This window comes from Staphylococcus delphini (assembly GCF_900636325.1).
Taxonomy (GTDB): domain Bacteria; phylum Bacillota; class Bacilli; order Staphylococcales; family Staphylococcaceae; genus Staphylococcus; species Staphylococcus delphini.
Genome location: NZ_LR134263.1, coordinates 2662826 through 2687242 on the forward strand (window position 1 = coordinate 2662826; position 24417 = coordinate 2687242).

Annotated in this window: 22 protein-coding genes and 1 pseudogene; 5 read left to right on the forward strand and 18 right to left on the reverse strand. The window is 35.5% G+C overall.

The window, feature by feature from the left end; genetic code table 11:
- Window positions 1–30 precede the first annotated feature (30 nt).
- Window positions 31–786 carry a MurR/RpiR family transcriptional regulator gene (locus tag EL101_RS12545; RefSeq protein ID WP_096598130.1) on the forward strand — a complete coding sequence of 252 codons (756 nt, stop codon included), beginning with the start codon at window positions 31–33 and terminating at the stop codon, window positions 784–786.
- Between the two features lie 125 nt (window positions 787–911).
- Here the strand turns inward: EL101_RS12545 and EL101_RS12550 are convergent, their stop codons facing one another.
- A complete protein-coding gene (locus tag EL101_RS12550) occupies window positions 912–1472 on the reverse strand; it encodes a hypothetical protein (protein WP_096598132.1) in 561 nt (186 codons plus the stop codon).
- A 222-nt stretch (window positions 1473–1694) separates the two neighbouring features.
- Between EL101_RS12550 and EL101_RS12555 the strand changes: the two genes are divergently transcribed.
- Window positions 1695–2288 carry an MFS transporter gene (locus EL101_RS12555; RefSeq protein WP_096598134.1) on the forward strand — a complete coding sequence of 198 codons (594 nt, stop codon included), beginning with the start codon at window positions 1695–1697 and terminating at the stop codon, window positions 2286–2288.
- Window positions 2289–2531: 243 nt separating this feature from the next.
- The gene (locus tag EL101_RS12560; protein WP_096539640.1) at window positions 2532–2960 is read left to right on the forward strand and encodes an antibiotic biosynthesis monooxygenase family protein; all 429 of its coding nucleotides are present in this window, start codon (window positions 2532–2534) and stop codon (window positions 2958–2960) included.
- Between the two features lie 110 nt (window positions 2961–3070).
- Here EL101_RS12560 and cntE read toward each other — a convergent pair.
- The 10 genes and pseudogenes from cntE to EL101_RS12610 form a co-directional block, all read right to left on the reverse strand.
- A pseudogene (cntE, locus tag EL101_RS12565) lies at window positions 3071–4260 on the reverse strand (staphylopine family metallophore export MFS transporter CntE).
- 11 nt (window positions 4261–4271) lie between these two features.
- Entirely contained in the window at window positions 4272–5012 is a 741-nt protein-coding gene (locus EL101_RS12570) for an ABC transporter ATP-binding protein (RefSeq protein WP_096539651.1), read from the reverse strand.
- The gene (gene cntD, locus EL101_RS12575; protein ID WP_096539653.1) at window positions 5006–5824 is read right to left on the reverse strand and encodes a staphylopine uptake ABC transporter ATP-binding protein CntD; all 819 of its coding nucleotides are present in this window, start codon (window positions 5822–5824) and stop codon (window positions 5006–5008) included. The genes EL101_RS12570 and cntD overlap by 7 nt, the downstream gene beginning before the upstream one ends.
- Complete coding sequence (gene cntC / locus EL101_RS12580; RefSeq protein ID WP_096598136.1) at window positions 5824–6687, reverse strand: staphylopine uptake ABC transporter permease subunit CntC; 864 nt, start codon at window positions 6685–6687, stop codon at window positions 5824–5826. Before cntC ends, cntD begins: the two co-directional genes overlap by 1 nt.
- Before the next feature lies 1 nt (window position 6688).
- Window positions 6689–7621, reverse strand: a complete 933-nt coding sequence (gene opp1B, locus EL101_RS12585; RefSeq protein WP_096598138.1) for a nickel/cobalt ABC transporter permease — start codon at window positions 7619–7621, stop codon at window positions 6689–6691.
- A 12-nt stretch (window positions 7622–7633) separates the two neighbouring features.
- Window positions 7634–9232 (reverse strand): staphylopine-dependent metal ABC transporter substrate-binding lipoprotein, encoded by a 1599-nt coding sequence (gene cntA, locus EL101_RS12590; RefSeq protein ID WP_179299329.1) that lies wholly within the window; start codon window positions 9230–9232, stop codon window positions 7634–7636.
- A 271-nt stretch (window positions 9233–9503) separates the two neighbouring features.
- Window positions 9504–10799, reverse strand: coding sequence for a staphylopine biosynthesis dehydrogenase (cntM, locus tag EL101_RS12595; protein ID WP_096598142.1), 1296 nt, complete (start codon window positions 10797–10799; stop codon window positions 9504–9506).
- Between the two features lies 1 nt (window position 10800).
- On the reverse strand, window positions 10801–11610 hold the full coding sequence (cntL, locus tag EL101_RS12600; RefSeq protein WP_373364892.1) for a staphylopine biosynthesis enzyme CntL: 810 nt from the start codon (window positions 11608–11610) through the stop codon (window positions 10801–10803).
- 18 nt (window positions 11611–11628) lie between these two features.
- A complete protein-coding gene (gene cntK, locus EL101_RS12605; protein WP_240622747.1) occupies window positions 11629–12429 on the reverse strand; it encodes a histidine racemase CntK in 801 nt (266 codons plus the stop codon).
- A 728-nt stretch (window positions 12430–13157) separates the two neighbouring features.
- Window positions 13158–13982 carry an IS3 family transposase gene (locus EL101_RS12610; RefSeq protein WP_240622746.1) on the reverse strand — a complete coding sequence of 275 codons (825 nt, stop codon included), beginning with the start codon at window positions 13980–13982 and terminating at the stop codon, window positions 13158–13160.
- Window positions 13983–14194: 212 nt separating this feature from the next.
- Here EL101_RS12610 and istA point away from each other — a divergent pair, with 212 nt between their 5' ends.
- Together istA and istB are read left to right on the forward strand one after the other, a co-directional pair.
- Window positions 14195–15391, forward strand: a complete 1197-nt coding sequence (istA, locus tag EL101_RS12615; protein WP_241971460.1) for an IS21 family transposase — start codon at window positions 14195–14197, stop codon at window positions 15389–15391.
- Window positions 15392–15402: 11 nt separating this feature from the next.
- Entirely contained in the window at window positions 15403–16170 is a 768-nt protein-coding gene (istB, locus tag EL101_RS12620; RefSeq protein WP_096596554.1) for an IS21-like element helper ATPase IstB, read from the forward strand.
- A 125-nt stretch (window positions 16171–16295) separates the two neighbouring features.
- On the opposite strand, the gene EL101_RS12625 is transcribed toward istB, so the two are convergent.
- The 7 genes from EL101_RS12625 to EL101_RS12655 form a co-directional block, all read right to left on the reverse strand.
- Window positions 16296–16727, reverse strand: a complete 432-nt coding sequence (locus EL101_RS12625) for an HTH domain-containing protein (RefSeq protein ID WP_096543367.1) — start codon at window positions 16725–16727, stop codon at window positions 16296–16298.
- A 347-nt stretch (window positions 16728–17074) separates the two neighbouring features.
- The gene (locus EL101_RS12630; protein ID WP_096598747.1) at window positions 17075–17575 is read right to left on the reverse strand and encodes a MepB family protein; all 501 of its coding nucleotides are present in this window, start codon (window positions 17573–17575) and stop codon (window positions 17075–17077) included.
- Between the two features lie 5 nt (window positions 17576–17580).
- Entirely contained in the window at window positions 17581–18285 is a 705-nt protein-coding gene (locus EL101_RS12635; protein ID WP_096598749.1) for a 4'-phosphopantetheinyl transferase family protein, read from the reverse strand.
- A gap of 20 nt (window positions 18286–18305) precedes the next feature.
- Window positions 18306–18971 (reverse strand): MBL fold metallo-hydrolase, encoded by a 666-nt coding sequence (locus EL101_RS12640; protein WP_096598751.1) that lies wholly within the window; start codon window positions 18969–18971, stop codon window positions 18306–18308.
- Between the two features lie 71 nt (window positions 18972–19042).
- Complete coding sequence (locus EL101_RS12645; RefSeq protein WP_197717997.1) at window positions 19043–19543, reverse strand: MepB family protein; 501 nt, start codon at window positions 19541–19543, stop codon at window positions 19043–19045.
- Between the two features lie 82 nt (window positions 19544–19625).
- On the reverse strand, window positions 19626–20093 hold the full coding sequence (locus EL101_RS12650) for an alpha/beta hydrolase family protein (protein WP_126489888.1): 468 nt from the start codon (window positions 20091–20093) through the stop codon (window positions 19626–19628).
- On the reverse strand, window positions 20018–24415 hold the full coding sequence (locus EL101_RS12655; protein ID WP_126489889.1) for an SDR family NAD(P)-dependent oxidoreductase: 4398 nt from the start codon (window positions 24413–24415) through the stop codon (window positions 20018–20020). Before EL101_RS12655 ends, EL101_RS12650 begins: the two co-directional genes overlap by 76 nt.
- Window positions 24416–24417 lie beyond the last annotated feature (2 nt).

A 24417-nucleotide genomic window follows, 5' to 3' on the forward strand; every position in this document is an offset into this window, starting at 1 on the left:
TGATGAAAATATTTTCAGGAGGCGTTGAAGGTGCTATTAGATAGATTTGTAAATGCAAACTATGACCAGTTGAACGACAATGATTTACATATTATCAAAACCATTCATGACCATATTGATGCTATGAAGAAAATGAAAATTCAAGACTTAGCTTTAGCCGCACACACATCCATTTCATCTATTCATCGTCTCTGCCGTAAATTAGGATTTGACGGCTATAGCGAATTAAAAACGTATATTAAACTCAACTATCAAAAGGAAGCATTACCACAAGATACTATTGCATTACTTGAACACGATATTCAACAAACGATGAAGCATCTCAATCACATCGATTTTTCGAGCCTTAACCAACGTATTGATGACGCGCCTTTTATTTATATTTATGGGACAGGCACAGCACAACAATCCGTCGCACAAGATGTACAACGTCAAATTCTCGCATTGCACAAAAAATCTGTCGTCTTGAAAAATGAACTAGAACTTTTACATGCACTCGATATGATGGCGCCATGTGAATTGCTCATTATTATTTCGCTTTCCGGTGATACTACACGTTTTGAAGAGGTCATCAAATCTATTAAAGCACGAGAACTTTCCTATATTAGTGTGACGACACTTCAAGACAATTCATTAGCGCAACATGCAACGTTTAACATCTATGTTCATAGCACACCTTTCCGTTTGTTCAATCAAGTTGACAACTCTAGTTTCGTCACTTTCCATCTCGCGTTCGATATGATTTTGAGAAAATATAGCACTTGGAAGTTAAAGCAACCACATTAATTTAAATACTGCAGTAGCTAAATCTATGCTGTCATTTGCGATTTAACAATGTTGGTGCTGTTTGAATCCATTAAAAAACAAGGGTATGCCACCACAGCGGGCGCACTACCCTTGCACATATCAAACTATTCTTTTGTGTTTTGATTTTCTGATTGGATAAATTGTAATTCATAAACGGAGCTTTCATCGTAACGGTTGAAGCTATCAATTTTCCCTTGTAAGTAGAGCGTTTGTACTTTTCGACTGACGTTATGTTGATATTGAATTTTAATTTGGAGGTTCGATTCATAGCCATTATTTTCAATAGTACTGTCTAATTCCTTAAATACGTCTTTGTTAATAGGGAGAAGGTAACTTTCTTTGCTTGGTAAAATACTGACATACTTGCTCTGTAACACGTTTTCTTCATCCAAGTACACTTCTATCTTGATTTGTTTAGCGGCACCCGCACCAAGGTTAAATAATTTCAAATAATCATCGCCCCATTGGTCATCTTCTTTTTCATATGATGATGTATTTCTCAATTTTAGCTTTTCTCCATCACGCGTCATCAAAATTTGGTTAAATCCGAGTGCAGGCAAAAAGCTCATTTTCATTTGATACAGTTGCACGGTGACGGAAATAAAATAGAACAGTGCCATAATAAACGTACCAATCGAACCTATCGCAGAAATGATATTAATCATCGCGATACTCCTTTCTCTTTATCATCTTTTTAACCTTGTCTCTTTTCCACTTCTGTATGCGGATTAAACGCGTATGTCATGTTTGATTGGTGCTACACGATAATAATCCAACAACAGCATGGCTCATTTTTTAATAACTACTTTCTCAAATACAGCTTCATAAGTACGTGGCATGTGTATCATCACCGTTATGAAAATAAATGAAAACAGGAGGAATCCATTATGAAGAAGTATCCTATTGCAATTTGGATGTTAGCAATTGGAGCATTTGCGATTGGAATGACTGAATTCGTCATCATGGGCTTACTTCCTAACGTGGCGAATGATTTAAATGTATCTGTGAGCCAGGTAGGACAATTGATTACTGGTTACGCTTTAGATGTCGCGATTGGAGGTCCTATCGTCGTCATGCTTACTTTCCGTCTTAACCGTAAAGCGTTGTTAATACTACTGATGGGCATTTTTATTATTTTTGCTGCTTACTTTGGACTGCTCTACTTCATTCAGTTCCATCCGATAATCATGGTGATCGGCGTCTTTCTTTTCGGTTTTATTGGCTTTAGCATGAGCCCTTCACTTCAATACAAAAGTACGCTCATTTCCCAAGAAGCACCAATACTTTCCAGTACACTCAATCAATCCGCCTTTAATATCGGCAATGCATTAGGGGCCTTTATCGATGGTCTTGTTGTGAGCACACTCCCCGTCGCTAGTCTAAGTTTAATCGCGCCATTGCTTACATTAATTGGACTCGTCTTCCTATTATGGAGTACTGCTGTCGAACGAAAAGAACAGGCCAGTGCGCATTCGAATTAAAGTTTAACTCATCACATATGACATTTAAAAATTTTTTTAATCATATGCCGCCTCCCTATATGTTTCACTATGCTGTTGATGCACCGCTACATTCCGACATGTGGCGGCTTTTAATTTAATGTTCGCTTTTAAATTTTACATTGAATTTAGAAAATGTAATATATAATTTTCGATAAATTTAATTTGTGCAATTAAAATGTGAAATAACGGGTATTTAATAATAAGTATAAGGAGGTATAAAGCATGATACTCTCTCATAAAGATCTTCTTTATCAAATTGAAGAAGATGGGACGACAGTGACCATATATAAAAATAATGATGCCAAAACATATACTGCTATAGAAGCGACAGGCGAACTCACACCGCATCATTTTTGTGTCTTAAATTATATTAAAGTAGATCTGAATCAAAGTGAAACATTTGAGGAACGCTTTCTAAGTCGCACAGCTGATTTGAATGATGTACATGGCTTCATATCGCTACGTGTTTTGAGACCCTTGGACCCACAAAATCGTTATGTTGTGATTTCATTATGGGAAGATCGTAAAAGCTTTGAAGAGTGGCAAGCTTCTGAGCAACCATTGAATTACCACAATCAATGGAATGGCGCACTGGATAAAGATATCGTGGATTCTGAGTTATCTTATAATATTAAATTTGATACACAGTAATGCTTGCAGAGAATTTTTTGAATTTTCGATAACTGCTTGGATATTTCTGAAATTAAAAACCAGGCTAGGAAAACTTGATCATGACGTCCTAGCCTGTTTATTTTTTTACATTATTTTTCTATAAATTGCGGTCTTCTCTCAATACTCATCAATGTAATGAATGCCATTAAAATACCACAAATGAGATACATATTTGCATAGCCGACCATATCTGCTATAGGACCCATTAATGCAGCCCCGAGTGAAACACCTAAGTCAGCTGTTGCGATAAAGAGACCAAGTAACATATTTCGTCCAACTTTCGGTAATTTAAAGCTTAAAAATGAAGTTAATGTCGGATAAACCATCGCTTGCGTCAAACCAATCATGACGGCACTGATATAAAGTATCCATGCGCCGACATAAGGACCGACTGCAATGAATAACAGCGCGACAGTTAATAATCCGAGGACACCTAACATAAAGCGAACGTGCCAGCGTCCATCTGAAGGAATGTATTGACGTAAAAAAAACGTGCAAATACGACCGTAATCGCTTGTACAGCTAGAAATAGACTCGCGTGACCGACTTGATACGTATTGACGTACAACACGATAAACGTTGCCACTGCCCCAAAGCCAATTGAGGCCACAAGCATAATCGTCCCTGCTTTCAATAAAAACGGATTTTTAAATAACTGCAAGAACACTGTCATCGCACCATATGGCATCTTTTCTTGTTGCGCAGGCGTCGTGTCTGCATCATCTTGTCCATGAAGCGTCGCACTGAAACCGACCACACCTGTCGTAATCGCGATAATGATCATCGTCAATGCGAAGTAGCTCAAGTTATCTAATTGCCAAATCCCGACTGCAATCATTGGTCCGATAATGCCTGGTATGTAAGAAAAGAGTGAGTATAAGGAAATCCCTTGTGAACGATCTTCTTCAGGTAACGCATCGATAATCCCGATTTGTAATGACATGGAGAAAAAGGCTGTACATACCCCTTGCATCACACGTGCAATAAAGTAACCTTCTAAACCTGTAAATCCATATAAAATCAATGCAAAACCGTTAATGATTAAAATCCATCTTAATATTTTGATTGGACCGACTTTAGCGATGACTTGCCCTGCCCATGGACGAAAAAGCATGGCTGTCAACATGTAGGCCCCCATGACAATACCGATTGTCGTATTGGTTGCACCTAAATCATGTCCGCGTAACGGAATCATGACGTTCAAAATAGCATTGGCACTAAAGAAAAAAAGTGCGAGAATATACAATCTCAAAAAAGGCCAAGCGAGTGCACCTTTCATATCATAGCCTCCTAGTTCATAAATTGTTTTTCAAAAAGTTCACGTGTATAGTCATTTTGAAGGTCTTTCAGCTGGTGTCTATTTAAACGTTCCTGAATTTGACCGTCATTAAAAATAATCAAATCTTCACATAAATAGACCGCCGCTTGAATATCATGTGTAATAAATATTAAACTGAGCTGATATTTATCTCTCAGTGTCGTTAATAAATCTAAAATTTGCGACTGAATCGACATGTCGAGCGCACTAATCGCTTCATCTAATACAATGTAGTCTGGATTCGTAATGACTGCTCTTGCAATAGCGACACGTTGCGCTTCTCCACCTGACATCATTTGAGGGTATTTATTTAAAAAGGCTGCACTTAATCCGACACGTTCGAGTAATGCCGTCATATGTGCTTCTTTATCGTCAACCGATGTATCACATTGACTCAGTGCTTCATTTAAAATTTGACGCACATTGAAATAGGGATGCAGTGAGGATTTGTAATCTTGAAACACGACGCTCACTTTGCCGAGACGGGCGTGACGTTGGTAGACCGGTTGACCATCCAACATCACTGTCCCTGAATCTGGCTTTTCGATACCTAATATCATGCGCGCCAATGTGGATTTACCACTCCCACTTTCACCGATAATCGCAATACTTTGGCCTTTGTTACATTGAAAGCTGACTTGTTTCACGATTTGCCGTTTTTGCCTTTTCACACCACTACGATAGGATTTCGTGACATTTTGGACTTCTAACATGACGCATCACCTCGCAATGATTTGTAATAACGCGTCACTCGATCTCGTGCTGCAATCAAAAATTGTGTATATGCATGTTGTGGCTGTGTAAACAATTGGTGTGCGGTACCTGACTCCACGACATCTCCATGACGCATGACGATGACTTGGTCCGCAATCGACTTTACTACCGCTAAATCATGTGAGACAAACAGCATAGCACAACCGATTTTTTCTTTGACCTCACGCAATTCTTCAATCACTTCATACTGTGTAATGGCATCGAGTGCAGTAGTCGGCTCATCCGCAATAATGATGTCCGGTTGGAGTGCGAGTGCTAATATAATCATTAACCGTTGCAACATGCCGCCTGACAATTGATGCGGATAGGACTTTAAAATACGCTCAAAATCTCTTAAACCGAGCATGTCGAAATAATGTTGTAACGTCGCTTTCTGTTGTTGGGACGACATGGGACGGTGTTGCTTCAACATCATCGTCAACTGTGCGCCCACTGTAAAAGAAGGGTTAAACGCTGTCGCACCTTGCTGCATAATCATCGCAATACGTCGGCCTCTGATTTTTCGAAAGTCCGCTTCAGAGGCTTCATGCAATGCTGCTCCTTGGAACCAAATTTCACCGCTCATCTGAATGTTACGGTCGTTCAGCCCCAGTAATGCTTTACACGTCATCGATTTACCACTGCCACTTTCACCGATAATCGCAATGACCTCACCACGATGTAACGTCAAATTAAAGTGATGGACGAGGACATGATTCGTATGACCATCAATGAGCGTTAAATCTTCTACACGCATGACTTGTTCCGCCATTATATCCACCCTTTCTTAATACGTTGTTTCATTTGTTGTTGTGATAATTTCGGATCGATTGCAATTTGGAGGGCATCGGATAAAAAGTTCACCGCTAACACAATGACGATAATCGCAATACCTGGCGCAAACATCAACTCAGGGTGACTGAACATCACTTTACGTGCTTCATTCATCATCATGCCCCATTCTGCTGTCGGTGCTTTAACGCCTAAGCCTAAAAATGAAAAGCCTGAAATTTGTAAGATCATCGACACCATCGAACTCGTTGAAATAATCGCAATATCCGCTAAAGTTCGCGGTAAAATGTGTGTCATAATAATCCGTGCGTGTGACAGACCAATCGTACGTGCAAATTTGACATCATCTGAGTTACGATATTGCATTACACTTGTTCGAATAATTCGGCAAAACCATGCCCAGCGCGTAATGATGAGTGCGACGATAATACTTTTCAATCCAATGCCGAGTACACCGATTAAAGCGAGCGTCATGACATATGTAGGAAACGATAACATGACATCGCAAATACGCATCACAAGTGCATCGATCCAGCGTCCAAAGTAGCCTGAAATAAAGCCAAGTAACGTCCCAATCAACACTGAACAGGCTAATGCGAATAAAATGAGTAAAAAGCTCGGCCGTATCGCAAAAATTAAGCGTGTTAAAATATCTCGTCCTAAATGATCCGTCCCGAGCCAGTGTGCAAATGACATACCGGCAAATTTGTCATCGATATTCACCGCATTGGGATCATAAGGCGTCACAATAGGTGCACAAATACCGAGTAAAATATAAACCGCAATGATTGCCAACGCCCATTTCGCGCCGTTATCTTGTAATAATCTTTGGAAAACGATCATGTTAATGCTCCTCCCTTAATTTCGGGTTCAGCCACATATTAATGACGTCTGCCAACGTATTAAACAAAATAAACAACACCGAAACGATGAGTACATACGCTTGAATCATCGGAAAATCTTGTTCCAACACGGCTTTAACACTTAGTTGACCCATACCCGGCCATGCAAATACGTTTTCGATGACGACAGAACCACCTAAAATAATAGGAATCGACATACAAAAAATAGAAACGACGACTTGCATCGCATTACGCGCAACATAAATGAGCAGTTGCGACATCGGCACACCCATTGCACGCATATATAGCACATAATCTTGATCAAGTTGCTGAATGACCGCACTTCGAACATTTCTAAAATAAATCCCTGTATAACCGAGCGTAATGACCGCAACAGGTAAAATATAACTTTCAGGACCGGTTAAGCCAGACGTCGGCAATGCATTCAATTTAACCGATAAAAAAATAATTAATATCGCCGCTAGCCAATAAGATGGAATTGCGGTTAATACGAAAGCTGTCGTCCGTGTCATACGATCAAACCACGTTCCACGCAACAATGCCGTCAAAATACCGAACAGTAATGACAACACAATAATCACCAAACTTGAAATGAGTGTTAACTTCAATGTATTAAAAAATGCAGGCCATAGTCTCAAGCCGACATCTTCGCCGGTTACGAAACTATGCCCAAATTGTAGCTGTACCGCGGATTGCAGCCATTCCCAGTATTGTACGAGGAACGGCGCATCCAAATGGTACTTAGCACACGTTTGTTCGATTAAACTTTGTGTAATGTCAGGAACTTCTTGTGCATGTAGAATGACGACAGCGGGATCTTCACTGGATAAATGCGTTAATGCAAAAGTTAAAAAACTAATGACAATCAGCAACGGTATCATCAGTAACAAACGTTTCATCACACTATATGCCATCGATGAACCACCCTATTTGTAATCCATTTGTTCAAATGGCAATTCGTATTGTGATTGTTTAAACGAAATGTGTTCTAAATCTTTCGGCGCGACCACTGTCATACCCCCATGAGAAATCGGGATAAAGATTGCTTCATCATGAACTGTTGTTAAAATGTCTTTATATTTTTGTTCTTGTTCTTTTGCATCTTGCGTTTCTAAAGCGGTATCGATATTATCAAACAGTTGGTCTTTTTCTTTAATACCTGAAACGGCCGCTTTATAACCTGTATCTGCTTTAAATCCAGAAATCGTACTTTGTGGGTCATATTGAAGGCCCCATGTTTGGTTGAACAGTAAATCATAGTCCCCCGATGTACGACGTTCTGCCACTTTATCAGATGTTTCGCCTACAATTTTCAATGCCATGCCGACTTCTTTCGCTTTCGCTTGAATAAATTCGGCTTCTTGTTTTTGCGAGCTTGAATGGTTGTCATAATATAACGTCATTTCAAGCTTTTGACCGTCTTTTTCACGTACTTCACCTTTGTCAGTTTGCTTCCATCCCGCTTCGTCTAATAGCGCCGCTGCTTTTTTCAAATCAAAATCACGTTTCGGTAAATCAATGTTCGCATGTGGCACGTTTTTTGAGAATAACTGTGACGCTGGTTTTTCAGTACCGTCTAAAATTTTATCCGCAATACGCTTTTGATCGACACTATGCCATAATGCTTCACGTACTGCTTTATCTTGTGCAGGACTGTCTTTTTTACCAGAGTTTGCAACAATCATTTTCGTATTCATCGGCTGACTGCGCTTCAATTGAAAATCGCCATTGTCCGTTAACTTTTTCATCGCTTCATTGTCGATGTTGTCTGTACCACGGTCATCTGTAAATGCAAAGTTCACTTCACCTTTTTGTAATGCTAAAAATGAAGTTTCCCCTGCAGGCAATACTTTAGCAACAATCGTTTTCAGTTTAGGCTCGCCACCCCAGTAATCCGTATTGCGTTCAAATGTCGCTTGCTCATCTTTGTCGTGAGATTTCAATTTGTATGGACCTGTACCAACGTAAGATTTCAAACCATCTTTCGTACCGCCATCTTTAAATGCTTTAGGTGAGACAAAGACGTAAGGACGTGTCATTGCCAGTTCTTCCAATGTTGCGTTGTACGGTGCTTTCAACGTCATCACAAATGTATCATCGTCTTTCGCTTCTGTACGATCGATTAATGTTGATAATTTAATCCATGAATGTAACTTTTGGTTTGCTTGAATCGCATCAAAGTTCTTTTTCACTGCATCTGCATTAAAAGGCGTCCCATCTTGGAATTTCACACCTTTTCTCAAATGGAATGTATAAGTTTTACCGTCTTCTGAAACATCCCATGACTCAGCTAATAACGGTTCAATCCCTTTTTGCGTATGGTCGACGAGTGACTCATAGACCATGCCTTGCGCTGACATCGAGCCGCCGTATACGTGTGGGTTCATATCTCCAATATCTTTAGATGTGGCATATGTAAGGTTTTTATCTTCTTTTTTCTGTTCTAATGCTTTAGAGTTGCCACAAGCTGCGAGTACGAGTATAAAAACAACACACATGGCAATCCACTTTAAATTTTTCATCATCATTCATATCCTCTCTTTATCTCATTTCACTTCGTCGTGCTAGCATTTTGGTACAAATGAAAGCTTTTAGAGCGAAGATTGCTGAACTTGCCCTCACGTTCCCAGGAGGCTCGGGCAGTTCTTGCAATCTCAAATTTGCGTACAAATCCAATCAAAATCTATCGTCACAGACAATCAGCAGCTAAGATGCCTTCATATTGCACATCAGCCCAAAAGATAATGCGCTATGTTTGCAATACATCTGATTTTCCTCATCACTGTCCATTGTCATTTACTCATCTAGGTTCAATAACGCGTCAATGCGAGCGATATCTTCCTCAAACGACTGGATTGTGAATTGCGATGATAACGCGTCACCAACATGCGTCTGTTGAAACGCAGTCAGTTGCGCTTCATAACGTTCGATCAATGTATCCATCATCGGCGTCGCAATATCGAGTGTGCGTGCCATACCGCGCATCATTTGTGTCCGGTAATAATCTTCACTCGGCATCCTCGGAATGTACCAAATCCCTTGTTCATTTTGAAATACGGGTTTAAAAGGGACGGCCGAAAAGTCAAAGTATTTTCCGTTGTCATCAGGTTCTGAAAATGGATCAATCAAAATGCCGGTATAGCGGACATATAATAAATATTCTTGTTCGATCGGTGACAACGTTTCAAATCCTTCAATGCGTGCCTCATCCATCGTTTCAGGGCGTAGTGGGTAATTTTCTTTCACCATAAATTTCAATAAATTCAACGTATCGATATTCAAACGTTGTAATATCGCCATGACTTCTTGCCACATTTGACGCATTTCCGCTATAAGACGCATCGTTATCGGTCCTTCTGGAAATAATTTGTACACGTAAAATGGGACGGTCATTCCTTCAAACACAGCTTTCAAGGCATGTTCATTCATAAATAATGCGGGATGCACATACAATGAACTGTTCCGTGACTCAGCCATGAGCGGGTGTGCTACGGTTGTTACAGGAATTTGAACTTGAGCCATAAGGGTTACTATTTCCCGGGAAAAGTCCGATTGCGCATGTGTCGTCCCTAAATATAAATGTTTCTTGACACCTTTAGTGAGGACACGATGCGGTGTTTCTGGATTTGGCACACCGGTATCACCTAAATACGTCGAAAATGACACGACTTCGATTTGCGGTTGGTCGACACTTAATTGTTGTTGTACAATCATATGCGAACCGAACGTGGGTGAGACGAGAATGACATGTTTGAGCCGTTGACGTACGTCAGATGGTAATTGTTGAATGACTTGACTATATGCATCTGCTGTACAAGCTAGCACTAACACATCGTATTGTGGCAAGACCGCTTCATAACAGTCGTACAACTGTCCTAGGGATGTCGTGCCCGCCAAAGAAGCATGCAACTCATTTTGTACGCGGACTTCCAATTCAGGTGCCGCTTGATACGCTGTCCAAAACTGTCGCGATTTCTCTGTCTCACGCCCTCGCCCGACCATATCGACATTGTGGGGTGTATGGCGTTTAAACAATACCGCGAGTTGTACCGCAACAGGGCCCGTCCCCGCAATCAATACAGATTTTGCCATATTATGCACGCCCTTCTGATCGTTTTTGATAAAGTGCAATATCAAAAATTTGGTCTGGACGCGTAATATCATCGACACACGTCCAATATTGTGGATGCGTTTCTTGTTTTGGATAATTGAAAATCGATTTTAAGCCATCACCGTAACGCATCGACACGACAATGTCATGATCCGTTAAATCATACAGTTCTTCTAAAATGTCATATTTCATTTCCACCGTCGAACTGAAAATCACGTGCGTCACTTCTCGAATAGCTTCTAGTTCTGCCACTGTTTTTTGATGAATTTCAATCGGGGCATCTGGCGCTAAAATGTCAATCACTTGTCGGCCATAACGCACCGCTTCTTCATCAATGTCAATGCCAATCACGCGCGCACCTGTTTCTTGCGCAATTTGAACGAGGGTCATCGGATACGCGCCTGAACCTACAAGAAGTACCGTATCTTCCGGCGTAATCTCGAACTGTCCAAACTCCTCTGAAATACAGTGCTCGATATTATCAAAGTATCCCGTCGAACCGAGTTGTCCATGAATCAATCGACGTGCACGTGTCGACTCCATGAGTTTCACACAACGCGCCGTAATGTCTGCTAATGGTTTGATGAGCGGTTGCTGTTCAGACGTAGATGTACGCCAATGCTCATATTGTTGTATCGGCTGATCGTCAAGGATGTAGCCACTATATTCATCAATCAATTGCTCTAAATCATCCAGTGCACGCTCTCCTTGCTGAATCGTCTCGTATAAATGCTCAAACTGTTGCTGATAATACTTCAAACGTGTTTCAAATTCGTTCGTATTCTGTTGCATTTTAATCATCTCGAGCTCCTATTCTATGTATGCTAAACCCGTGGCCACCGTTGAAACTTGTCCTTTAATCGCAATCGTATAACCTGTTTCTTTTCGATCGACAATGACAGACAATGCGCCTCCAGGTTGTGCAATTTCTTTTTCTACATGGTCTAGCTGATGGCGATACGCTTCATAAATGCCTACCGATCCTGTGCCCGAACCACAACTTTGTTCCCAAATGATGCTGTCGATTTGTGGCACATAAATAAGTGGATACAAACGTTGATGTAACGTATCATAAAGCATCATGCCCACTGCCGTTAGATGTTCAGGCCATGATTGTGTTCTTACAAACGCCTCAACTGACGTCGCGAGTTTGTCTGACCAAACAGTAATCGGACAAACAAAATGTTGGTATGTATCATATTGAATTTCTAAACCTTCAAACAAAACATCATCAATCACATAATGTTGCACTTTAATCGCGTGCGGCTCTGGTAAAGTCGTTTCATACAGATGACGTTCTTCATCCACTGCACACGCCACAGGTTCATCCAATCCTGACACCTTTAAATGAAAAGAGGACGCCGAAAGTAATTTTCTGTCCTTTAAATAATGGATAAATGATAACGTGCCATTACCACAAAATTCTTGTCCGCTCATAACAAGTTGATGTGGAATGTCGCCTTCACTATTGACAATAAAGCCTACTTGTTCACATCCTACATGCGACGTTTGCATCAGTTGCTGTGCAATCCGTGCATAGTCGGCAGGATCGTGTTGTGAGTCGACTAATACGGTCATATTTCCAGATGGATTAAATTTTGAAAAATGCACAATTTCCAATGTTATTCCATCTCCTTTAAAAATAAATATTAATTTTTTCAAATCGTAATCATACCGATTTAAAAATATCCTACTCCCTAATTTTTGAATTGTCAACAATGATAATCATTATCAACTTTATGATTTTCCTTTTTCAAGCTGTTGTTATCTTATTTCATTCATTTTTATTTCTTATACTTAATAAATGCGGGTTCAAAAAACAGATTTTGCGCACAAAAAAACAGACACTGTCACATTTACAGCATCTAAATGGACCCCATGTCAAGGACACTTTAAAAAAGGTAATTAACTTAATAATTAACTCCCACTATGATTGACATAGGAGGAGTTAAGGCAATGTGAGCCTGTACTCAAAACTAAGAGTATGGGCTTTTGCTTTAAAATTATAACTATGGAAATTATGAGTTTTAGTGAGTTTTGTGTGGCACATGAGAATAGAATGGTACCTAATTGGATGATTCGATATTTTAATGGTTTGAATGATACAAATCTTTTGGATTACTATGAGTCATATAATTCCCTTAGATTGATATGTTTATCTGAAAGTTACTTACATGATACCCTGAAGTTTGTGTTGAAGAATAGCTCTAATGACCTTATTTATGACTTCTATGTCTTTCTAATGTTTGATGAAAGTGTGTGTGACATTGATTCAATTGTATTATCCGTAGAAATGAATAAACTCATTATTCAATATCACACTAAATTTGAGACTGAGTTTAACTTCGATAGTGAGATATTGGGACCGCCGGGGGATTTTGATATTGAATCAATGGATAATCTCCCGTTTTAATGTACGTCTCAAATTGATTTGGAGATAACTTTGCCAGCCCTATTTGAAACCTATCATTGTTGTAGTAATCGATATAATCATCTATTAGTCGAACCAGATCTTGAAAAACATGAATACCTTTGATGCTTTTGATTTCATCTTTCATATGACCAAAAAACGATTCTTGAGGTGCATTATCCCAACAGTTCCCTTTTCTAGACATCGATTGTTTCAAACCACTTGCGCTAACTAATTCTTGAAATGATGTACATGTATAGTGAATTCCTTGGTCTGAGTGGATAATTAATTTTTTATTTTTTGATATATGGTGTTTCTTCATGAGTTTTGAAACCGTATTTAATACAATGTATACTTTCAGACTCTCACTTAATTCATACGAAAGTATCTGATTTGTGTAAGCATCTTTTATAGTAGATAGGTATGCGATTTTGCCTTTTCCATAATATAAATATGTAATATCCGTAAGAAGAATTGTTTTTGGACCGCCCATTTTGAAATGACGGTTAACTAAATTATCTTTAACACGTTGTTCATTAGAATACTTCATTGCTTGTTTATGCGGATTTGGCTTTCTTATTGGGCATACTAAATTAAACTTTTTCATAAGTCTAATAATCTTTTTTCGATTCATGACAACGCCTTGGTGTAACAGGGTCATATGAATACTTCTTGAACCTTTAGAGTACCCTCGCTTATTAAACGCTGCTAGAATCAATTCAAAATCTTTTTCATCCTTTTTCTCACACTCAATGCGCTTAGCGTTTCTCTTTTTCCACGCATAAAAACCTGATCTTGAAACTTGTGTAAATGGCGGTTATAAAATGTAGGAAAATGGCGGAATGAAAATGCTGTTTTTCCTACATTTTTTATTTTCTAAAATATATAATCATGTCTTAACTCAATCTTTGAATGGAGGTTGTTTGATTGAGACATGATATATACGAAGGAGTGTCATTTTACATTATGAAAGGCATAAAACCAAATTACGCTGAACTGGCTAGACAATATCATTGTGATCCAAGGACAGTAAAAAAATATTATGAAGCTGGGAAAGGCAATGAGTTGAAAAAATTAAAAACAAGGAAAACGACAAAGAGAGTATCAAAATTAGAACCCTATAAAACGCTCATAGACGAAAAATTAGAGCTAGGTTGTACGGCTATGGCGATTTATAAATATATTACTAAAAAAGGATATGAAGGCAAATATACGATTCTTAGAGAATATTGTAAGAATAAAAAAGGAAAGGAAATTAAAAAAGCAACTATACGGGTAGAAACACGCCCCGGTATAGCTGCTCAAGTAGACTGGAAAGAAGATATGGTCATGCATGATAAATTTGGGAAACGTTATCAATTTAATATCTTTCTTTACGTTCTACACTATTCAAAAATGAAGTATATCACATTAACTTGGGATAGAAAACAAGATACATTATTTCAATGTTTGAAAGAATCTTTTGAGTACACTGGAGGTGTTCCTAAGGAAATATGGTTCGATAATATGAAAACGGTCGTTGATCGTCCTAGAACACAATATAGAAAAGTGGTATTTAACACCCTTTTTCATCAATTTAGTAAAGATGCAAACTTTGAACCCATCGCGTGTAGGCCTTATAGGCCGCAAACCAAGGGCTCTGTGGAATCTTTAGCTAAATTTGTGGAACAACGTTTAAGGCCCTACGATTACGAATTTTATGACGCTGTTGAACTTATCAGTCTTGTCAATCACTTTTGTCATGAAATGAACCATAACGAAATATCGCAAGCAACTGACTGCTATCCAATTGATTTATTCAATTCTGAAGAAAAACATCTATTGAACCCGTTTAATGTGCAGTTACTAAACACCTATGTCGAAGATGAATGCATTCGAATTGTTTCTAAAGAGTCGATGGTTAATTTTAGAAAAGGTAAATATTCAGTACCTACAAAGTTTATTGGTGAGGAGGTTGAATTAATCTTTAATGAATTGACTGACAAATTATCCATCTACTTTGATGCCGAGTTAATTAGAACCCATCATTTATCGGAAAAGAAATTCAATTATGTTACCAAAGATATGTGTGAGATATTGAAGTCTGACGCATTCAAGCACAAAGACGATCAAGAAATTCTTACGTATATCGAAGATTCATTATTAAAATATGACGAGGTATAGGAGAAACAGATATGTATACAGACCATCAAAAGCTATTAGAAAACTTTCAACAGCTCAATCTAAAAATGATTAAAGACTATTATCCGAAGTATTTAGAATCACTATCCAAGAATCAAAAATCTTTAACTGAAATTTTACTTGAGTTGACAGAAAAGGAAGTAGAATATCAAGCTGAACAAAAATTTAAACGTGCTATTAAGTTAGCACGTTTCCCTAAGGTTAAATATTTAAATGACTTTGATTTCACGTTTCAGCCAAGCATTAATAAACAAGAAATACTCACATTAAAATCCATGCATTTTCTAGAGAAGAGTATCAATATATGCTTCTTAGGTAATAGTGGTGTCGGTAAGACACATCTAGCAATATCGCTAGGCGTAGAAGCTTGTAAACAAAATATCAAAACTCGATTCTATACTTTTAAAGAATTAATTGAACTCTTAACCACTTCAGAGGAGAAAGGAATCATCAATAAAACTTTAAAACAATTAAACAGAATTGAACTACTTATTATTGATGAGATAGGCTATACACCCATTTCAAAAGAACAGGCAGACCTCTTCTATCAATTGATGTCACTAAGATATGAAATGAAATCCACGATCATAACGACGAATATCCCTTTTTCTAGTTGGGGCGACTCATTTAGTAACAAGATAGCGTCAGCAGCCATTATTGATAGACTTATTCACCATTCAAAAATATTTAAAATTACAGGCGATTCATACCGACTTAAAGACTATAAAAGTGAAAAAAGTTTAAACATACGTCATTCTTAAACCGCCAAAAAACGACATTTTCAAACCGCCATAAAACAACATTTTCAAACCGCTATTGACAACTTGGACAATCTCACACAGCCAAGATATATTAAGTAAGTTATTGTCTCTTGAAATCAAGCTATCTATGAGTTCGAATTTTTCTTGCGTATAGCTTTTGAAGCACGGCGATTGATAGAATTCGTTTTTTTTAGCGCCTCTATTTGTTGATTCTGAAGTTGGATTTTATGTTTTAAATAGTTGTTTTCTTCTTCTAGTGTCATTTCTGATAATCTAGGTCTTCCAGAATTTTCTTTCCTCGTGTCTTGTAATCCTTCAGGTCGGTCTTTCATCATAAGTACGCGTTCTCTAAAGTTACTAATTCGTCTTCCTAAGATTTTCGTATTAAACCCAGCCTCTTTAAAGATTTGTGAAGGCGTCTTTCCATTTTCATATTCTTCAACAAAATGTTCTCTAAATTCTTCTGTATATGTGATAGCTTTAGGTGATACATTAAGCACGTATTTGTTGGATTTTAAATCTGCAATCTCATCTTCAGTAAATAAACGTTTACTCATCACTTTACACCTCTTAGTCAATGAAGTAGTTACTAAAATTATACATTAAAATAACCCTATAGACTGACTCTTTTTTTAGTGTCTCATCTATAGGGTCCATTTTATTAGCAGCTGTTCTCTAGTTTTATATATATATATCTAAATACGGCACTTCTATATAAATAAATAAGCTCAATTATTTCATTTGGTAGAATTTTTTCTCATCATTTTAGGAATAATTAACTTAATGAATAAAACAGATAATTAAAGTTTGTATAACTTAAAAGCACACTCGCGAATATAGCAAGCATATTTAATCCAGGCCTAATAGTTACTCTCTTAATAAAATCATAATGTTTTGTTGTTTATCATCTAAAATACAAAGAGTATAGTTTTTCTTCGTTAAAGTCATTTGAGAGATCTACAAAGTATTTCGTTTGCCATTTTTGTGTGCTTTTAGCAGTAGGATTTAAATTTGAAACCCAGCTCGGATAAACACGCATTGCCATTTTACCTTTAGCTTTATTTGATTTTATAACTCCTTTTTCTTTCAAAATATTTTTAGGAAATATGAATTGACCTATTTTTTCATTGTCTATAATATTTATGATTAATATATCTTCTGTTGTATCATAATCAAAAGGGATATTCACATTACATTCATTTTTTCGCCAAAAAGCAACAAAATACCCTTTCTTTTTTGGGGTTTTTTTGGCTAATCTACTTTTAAAAGTTAATTTATCTAACTCAAAAGTAAATGCTTCGTAATCAGAGTTCAAGTTATCAATTTTAATATTCGTTAAAGACAAGTTACTTATTACATTTATAACAGAGATTACTAATTCCTTTGAGATATAAGTGTTATTCATAATACTTATTCCTTTCTATTGAAATTCTTATGTCTTAAAATATCTTCTATTTCAATTTCATTAATAGAAGTAGGGAATTCATTTACTTTTGAACACACAGAAAATATGTAATTATCATAATGATACTTTTTAAAATAAAAATTGTTATCATAATAATTAGTGTAAACTGATATGTCATTCTCTAAAAAGGGATTTTTTATTGTAAAAGAGTTTAATGGAATGTAAAGGCCTTTACCTAAAGCTTTTACATAGCTCTCTTTTAATGTCCATATATAGAAAAATGTTTTACTAATGTCATCTTCTCCGACATTAGTAAAGTAAGATTTTTCATATTTAGAAAATGATTGAATTAGAATATTAAAGTCTAAATATCTGACTTTTTCTATATCTACACCAATTTTCTGAGAGTGAATAGCACAAATTATCCATTTACCTGAATGAGATATATTATAGTGAAAATCAGAACTATTTTTTAAAAACGGTTTTCCATATTTGTTACTACAAAATACTAAGTCATCATTTTTAAGATTAAATTTATTCATAACTATATATCTAATTAGTAAATCAGAAAGTAAAGATCTTAATCGATCATTTTTATAGATATATCTTTCTATAGTATTTCTTTTAGAATCAGAGATGTTATTTATAGCAAATTTGAAATTTTCGGAACTGAATTTGTTGGGTAGTTTTAAAGAAAATATTTCAATCATAGTCACATAACCTTCTTTTTTTAAATGAAGTTCATTAACCCTTTTTGGTTAGGTCTCATTCTAAATGCTATAAAATCTTCTAATGTATCAATATTTAAATATATATTATTACTTATTGTATACGAAAAAGATTTTCCTAACTCTGCATTATATCTATGTCCGGGATATATTTTTGTTGATTTAGGAATAATTTTTAGCAGACGCTTTAAAGAATAAAAAAGAGCTTGTGGACTTGATGTGACATCTGTGCACATTCCACATCCTTCTATAAATAAAGTATCACCAGTAAATAGGTTTGTAGAAATAAGGTATGAAACACTACCTTTCGTATGTCCTGGTGTAAAAATTGGATATATAGGTATATCATCAATATATATTACACTTTCATTTGAAATAATTTTTGCATTTTTTCTATTTATATTGCAATTTTGTATAGATTCCCATGAAATATATATTGGTATTTTATATTCTTGCGATAGTTTTTCAGCCAAGTTAATATGATCAAAATGTTCATGAGTTAACAATATAGCTTGTAATTTTATTTCTTTTTCAGTCAATTTTGAATCGATTTTTTCATAGTTCCAACTAGGATCTATAATTAATCCGACGTTAAATTTGTTATACACTATATAGCTATAGTTAATATAGTTATTGGCTTCCATTTTTAATATTTCTATATTACACAAATAAATTTCACCTCATAAAGTTAAATTGTAATTAACAAAGCACTCCATACTTATGAAGTGCTTTATACAAATCAGATATTTAGTAAACTATATAACTTTTCCCTATCAATGTACTGATATGGATTACTATAATCAATAAAGTAATTCAATTGCCATTTTTGTGTTCTAATTGCGCTATATTTAGAGGGATAAGTCCATGGTGGATATACTCTAAAAGCGAGTTTCCCTTTATTAGCTGCATGCGATACAACCCCTTTTTTAATAAGTATCTCTTTATCCAAGATAAATTGACCTCTATGATTAGGTGCTCTTACACCTACTATTAAAATGTCTATGTCATCTGTACTATCAAAAGGAACTATGCTTTTAAAAGGTCTTTTCCATACAGTTACAAACTGACCAATTTTATGTTGAGTAGTCTTTGCATCTCTGTATACAATGTTTTTACCTTCAATTTTTAATCTACATGCATTATATTCAACACTTTCAGATTCACGTTGAGGAATTCCATTAATTTCTAAACCACAAGGCTTGTATATATGCTCTATGGCTAACTCAAGACTACGTGGCAATTCAAAAGGATCAGGTTTATAGTACTTAGAATTAGTGATTGAATGATAGATGGAACCACCTCTTTCATTTAGTTCATCAAACCTATTTAGATCTTAATATTAAATCTTCTAATTCAACTTGCAATTTTTGACTTAATAGTGGATATACATGCTTGCCATTATGCCTGAATTCTTTATAATATTTAAAATTATTTGCAAATTTAGGAGCAGCGTCTAAAAAAACATTCATGTCATTATTTCCAACGATTTGTAACATGGGAATATCCAAAGTTGTGTTTGAGATTTGAGTATCTAATATTTTGTGAATTGGAGAAACCCAAGGTGCCATAGCGATTAAAAACTTAGTTTTAGACAATCCAAAATCATGACCATGTTTTTGTAAAGATAATGCAGCATGTGCAATAGACGCTCCTTCACAGAAACCAGCTATACCATCGAAAGGACCAAATTCATTTATAACTTCTTTCAAATATTTTAAAGAAGCTTTCCATTGTAAATGATCTGTAGTAGATATATGAATAGGGTCATTATTTTCATAATTATTGTACAATAATTCAAACCCTGATTTCCACTCCCTGTAGGAAGTATTTTTTTATACTTACCTGATTTCGATAGTTCATCTAAACCTAATAATTCTAACTGTTCTTCATTTGTAAATGCAGGCATTTCAAATGGTGCATCTGGTATAACAAAATCAAGATTTGAATGTTTTAACCATCCGGTTTGGTTTAGTAATTCTTTCGATAATTGTGAGTTAGTCCCTTGACCAGCTAAAAATAAAACTCTCGGTTTACTTGGTATATATGTCGAAATAAATCCGAATAAGGGACTATATTTACGTGTTTCAATAGGAAGAGAAGGATTACGCTTTTTAATTATATGCAAAGTTGGTTTCATCAATTCCCATAAAGAAATAGTAGAAGAAGTATCATTAGCTAGTAATTTTGAATAATATTCCCATTCGCTTTCGCATTTGCTTTGAAACACATCAAAAGGACATTCTTCTTCTACGTGAGCAGCTAGATTCTTTTTAGCTTTTTCTAAGTAATCCCAAAGCTCAGTATATAGAATTTCAACAGTTGATTCTTTTGGATTGTTTTTTATTCTTTTCATAAGTTTGTCAAATTTTATTGGGTCTTTTCTATAGTCAATATATGGTTGAACAAATGATTGTACAAAAAACGTATAACTGCTACATAATAATGATTTAACGTTATTTAAGGTTTGAGATCCATTGGTTCCATCATTATAAGTAATTAGGTTTGGATCTTCGTTAATCCACAAGCCATGTATCGTAGCCTTATCTCCAAATATGTTTTTTATAATACTATCGTCTGTTTTTGAGCCTAAACATTTAAGAAAGACATCACATTCAATAGATTGTCCATTATTTAATATAAGTGAGTCTTCTGTAAGTTTCTCGGGTTCAGCAATTACAACCTTCAACTTACCTAAAATTTGTGATAAAAAATACAAGTCAGAACCTGCTGGAACAGTATTTTGATTAATTTTCCATTCTCCGTTTTGTTCCTCTATAATTGCATTTAATTCTTCAATATTAATTCCACAAGCTTTATAAAACGGTCTCATTACTTCTATAACATCTTTTGCTGACATCGTACTATCGCTTGAATTAAGTAGCCAATTCCCAAAGTTAGGCATAACTAGATTTCTTTTTCTACATATTATTGTGACACTATTCGCTCCGTTTTCAAAAGCTGTACGCATATTTTCTATTGCAAATGCACCGTGCCCTAAAATAGCAACTGATGCATTTTTAAATATATCCCTAGGAGTGTCATTTGAAATTCCAGAAGCTATATGTCCTTTGAAACAGTCTTCATTAGGTATTTTTTTCTTTATTGGTTTATGTAAACCACCAGTGAAAGCAGCTACGCCAGATACATTAATGCTCTTTTCACTAGAATTTTGTATATAAGTTATTTCATATTCATTTTCAGAAATTTTTTTCACTTTTTCAACATGTGTATTATAAAGTATTTCACCTTCAAGTGAAGTCGAAATACTTTTCAGTTCTTTAAGTATCTCATCCCTTGTAGGAAAGACACTAGACCACTTATGCGTATTTAAAGAAGGGGGAACAGTACAATCAAAACCATATCCAGGAGAATCAATTTGTAATTTTGAATGACTGTTAGCTAAATTACTCCATACGCCTCCAATTTCACTTTTGGACTCCATTATTATAGTGGAAATCCCTTGACTCTCTAGTTTTCTTGCAAAAGAAATCCCACTAACTCCAGCTCCGATAACAAGAACAGGTAAACTTGATTGAATATAGTTTTCATATCCTAAATTTTTTGTATTATAACCAACAAGTTCACTATTTATATACTTAGTAATTGCTTTTATATTAGGATAATCAAACAAAAGTGAAGGTGTTAAGTTGACATCAAATATATTCATAATTTTGTTACGAATAGATACACTCGCTAGTGAATCTATCCCATTATCTAATAGAGAATCGTAATCATCTAGAGATTTACCCAAAGTATCATAAACAATGCTTTTGACAGTACTATATACATCTATTTTACTTATATCATTATTTAATTCCCTTTTTTTAGAAATGAAATTACTAATAAAAGAAGTATTTGATGTAAATTCACTCCAATTAATTGGAGTGAAGCATAATACACCTTTTAATTTATTGGCAAGTACTTGCTCAATCATTTGTGATCCTAGTTCATTTGAGATAGAGCCAAATCCAATTTTCTCAGAATAATCTGCTGCTGAATGGCGTTCTGCCATTCCTCCATCAGACCAAGCACCCCATTGTATTGATAATACATTCTCATTGTTATAGTTCCACTTTTCAGCCAAAGTATCGAGTGTAGAATTTGCTGCCGCATAGTTACCTTGTCCAGCCGAACCAAATATTGCTGCTGCCGAAGAAAATAGCAGTAAGAAGTCAGGTGGTAAAAACATATCATGTAAGTTATGTGCCCCATGTACTTTAGCTGAATAAGATACTTCAAAGCTTTCAGATGTTTGGTTTTGTATAACAGCGTCACTCAGCACACCTGCAGCATGAATAATCCCTTTAACACTTGGCCAACTCATTTCACTAAGCCACTCTTTTACTTTCCTTACATCTTCCTTATTTGATACATCACATTTTAAAAGTTCTATACTAGATTCTTTCCTCAATACATTTAATTCTTCATGAACATCATCTCTTAATGATGATCTAGAAAGCAAAATTATGTTTCTAGCACCTTTTTTCACTAATAATCTTAATGACACAAGTCCTAAAGCACCTTGCCCACCGCTAATTATATATGTTCCATTAGGATTTAATTCTAATTCTTTTAATTCATCTAATTTGGAAGAACGATTCAATCTTGATCCATATATTTCTTTGTCAGATTCAATTAATAAATCTTCTTCCGAAGATTGATACATACAATACAAAATATTAGAGAATATATTATTCTCATCTTTGTATTTAATATATTGTACTTGCGCTTCTGGATATTCTAAGCGGAAAGTTTTTAAAAGACCTTGAATTCCCGAATTGTTAATATTATCAAAATGGTTAACAAAACTTATAGGTGTCTGAATTATGTTGGTATCACTAGCTAAGTATTTCAATATTTCTAGTGATTTATAAACATCATCTTCTATATCTGTGCTAAACACAATAATTCCATCCCAAACTTTAGTTTGAATCATTTCTTTTACAATATCTAAATCTTTACCGTCAATCTGTTTCCATTTTGGTGGCAGATTATCAATTGAATTTTCAGAGATAACAAGATATGATGTCTCATTCATATCAAAATCAGCTTTTGATAAGCTTATTAATTCCCAATTAGTTTCAAAAGCATACTTATTTAACATGCTTTCTTGAAATCTATTGTTTATTTTAGGTTTATTCCATGGAATAGGCTTAGAATTATATAATTTATTTTTTCTTTTAACAATTTTTATATTTGAATCGAACGGAATGTATTTTATTTTTCCTGTGTTTATTAATGTTTTTTTAGTAATATTTAATAAGGTTGAACTCACACCTAATTCTGAAACTGACGATACATTAGGAAACATTTGCTTACAGGTTTTAATAGCTTTTAAATAATTTACAGGTTGAACTATTTGTTCAACCCAATAATTTGTACTAGTGAGTTTTTCCGTTTCTTCGTTCCCTGTTAAAGTAGAAATGAATTTTACAGATTTATTAGGATATTTAAGTTTGGTTTTTTGTACATAATTCTCAAATTTAGAGGCAGCTTCTCTCATTGAAGGTGAGTGAAAAGCATGCCCTACATTTAGCATCACATAGTTATCCCTATGATTAATATTTAAGAACTTTTCTAATTGTTGATATGGACCTGAAATAACAGTTAGATCTGGCGCATTTTTAGCTGCTACTACGATATCATTAGGTAATGGGAGCAATTCTTTTATCCCTTTAAACACAGCTGCCATTCCACCTTCTGGAGATTTAGACATTAAATTTCCTCTATGCGTTGCTAATAGCAGTGCATCAGAAGGTTCCATAACACCTGCAATGACTGCCGCTGAATATTCTCCAATTGAATGACCGATAACAACAGAAGGATAGAAATTCACTCCATTCCACATTCTAGCTATCGCTAACTGTAGCGCCACAGTTATTGGTTGCTCTAAATCAGTCCTTTGGTTTAATTCAGAAGATTCATCCAAAATCATTTTCATTATGGAAATATTTAATATATCTTCTAACTGAGAAATATATTTAGAAAAATAGAACTTAAAAGTATTATTTTTGTTATATAAGTGTTTAATATTTTTCAGATTCAAAGAACCTTGACCAGTAAAAACCCATAAATGTTTATCAGAGTCATAACATTTAATTACATTATTCATTT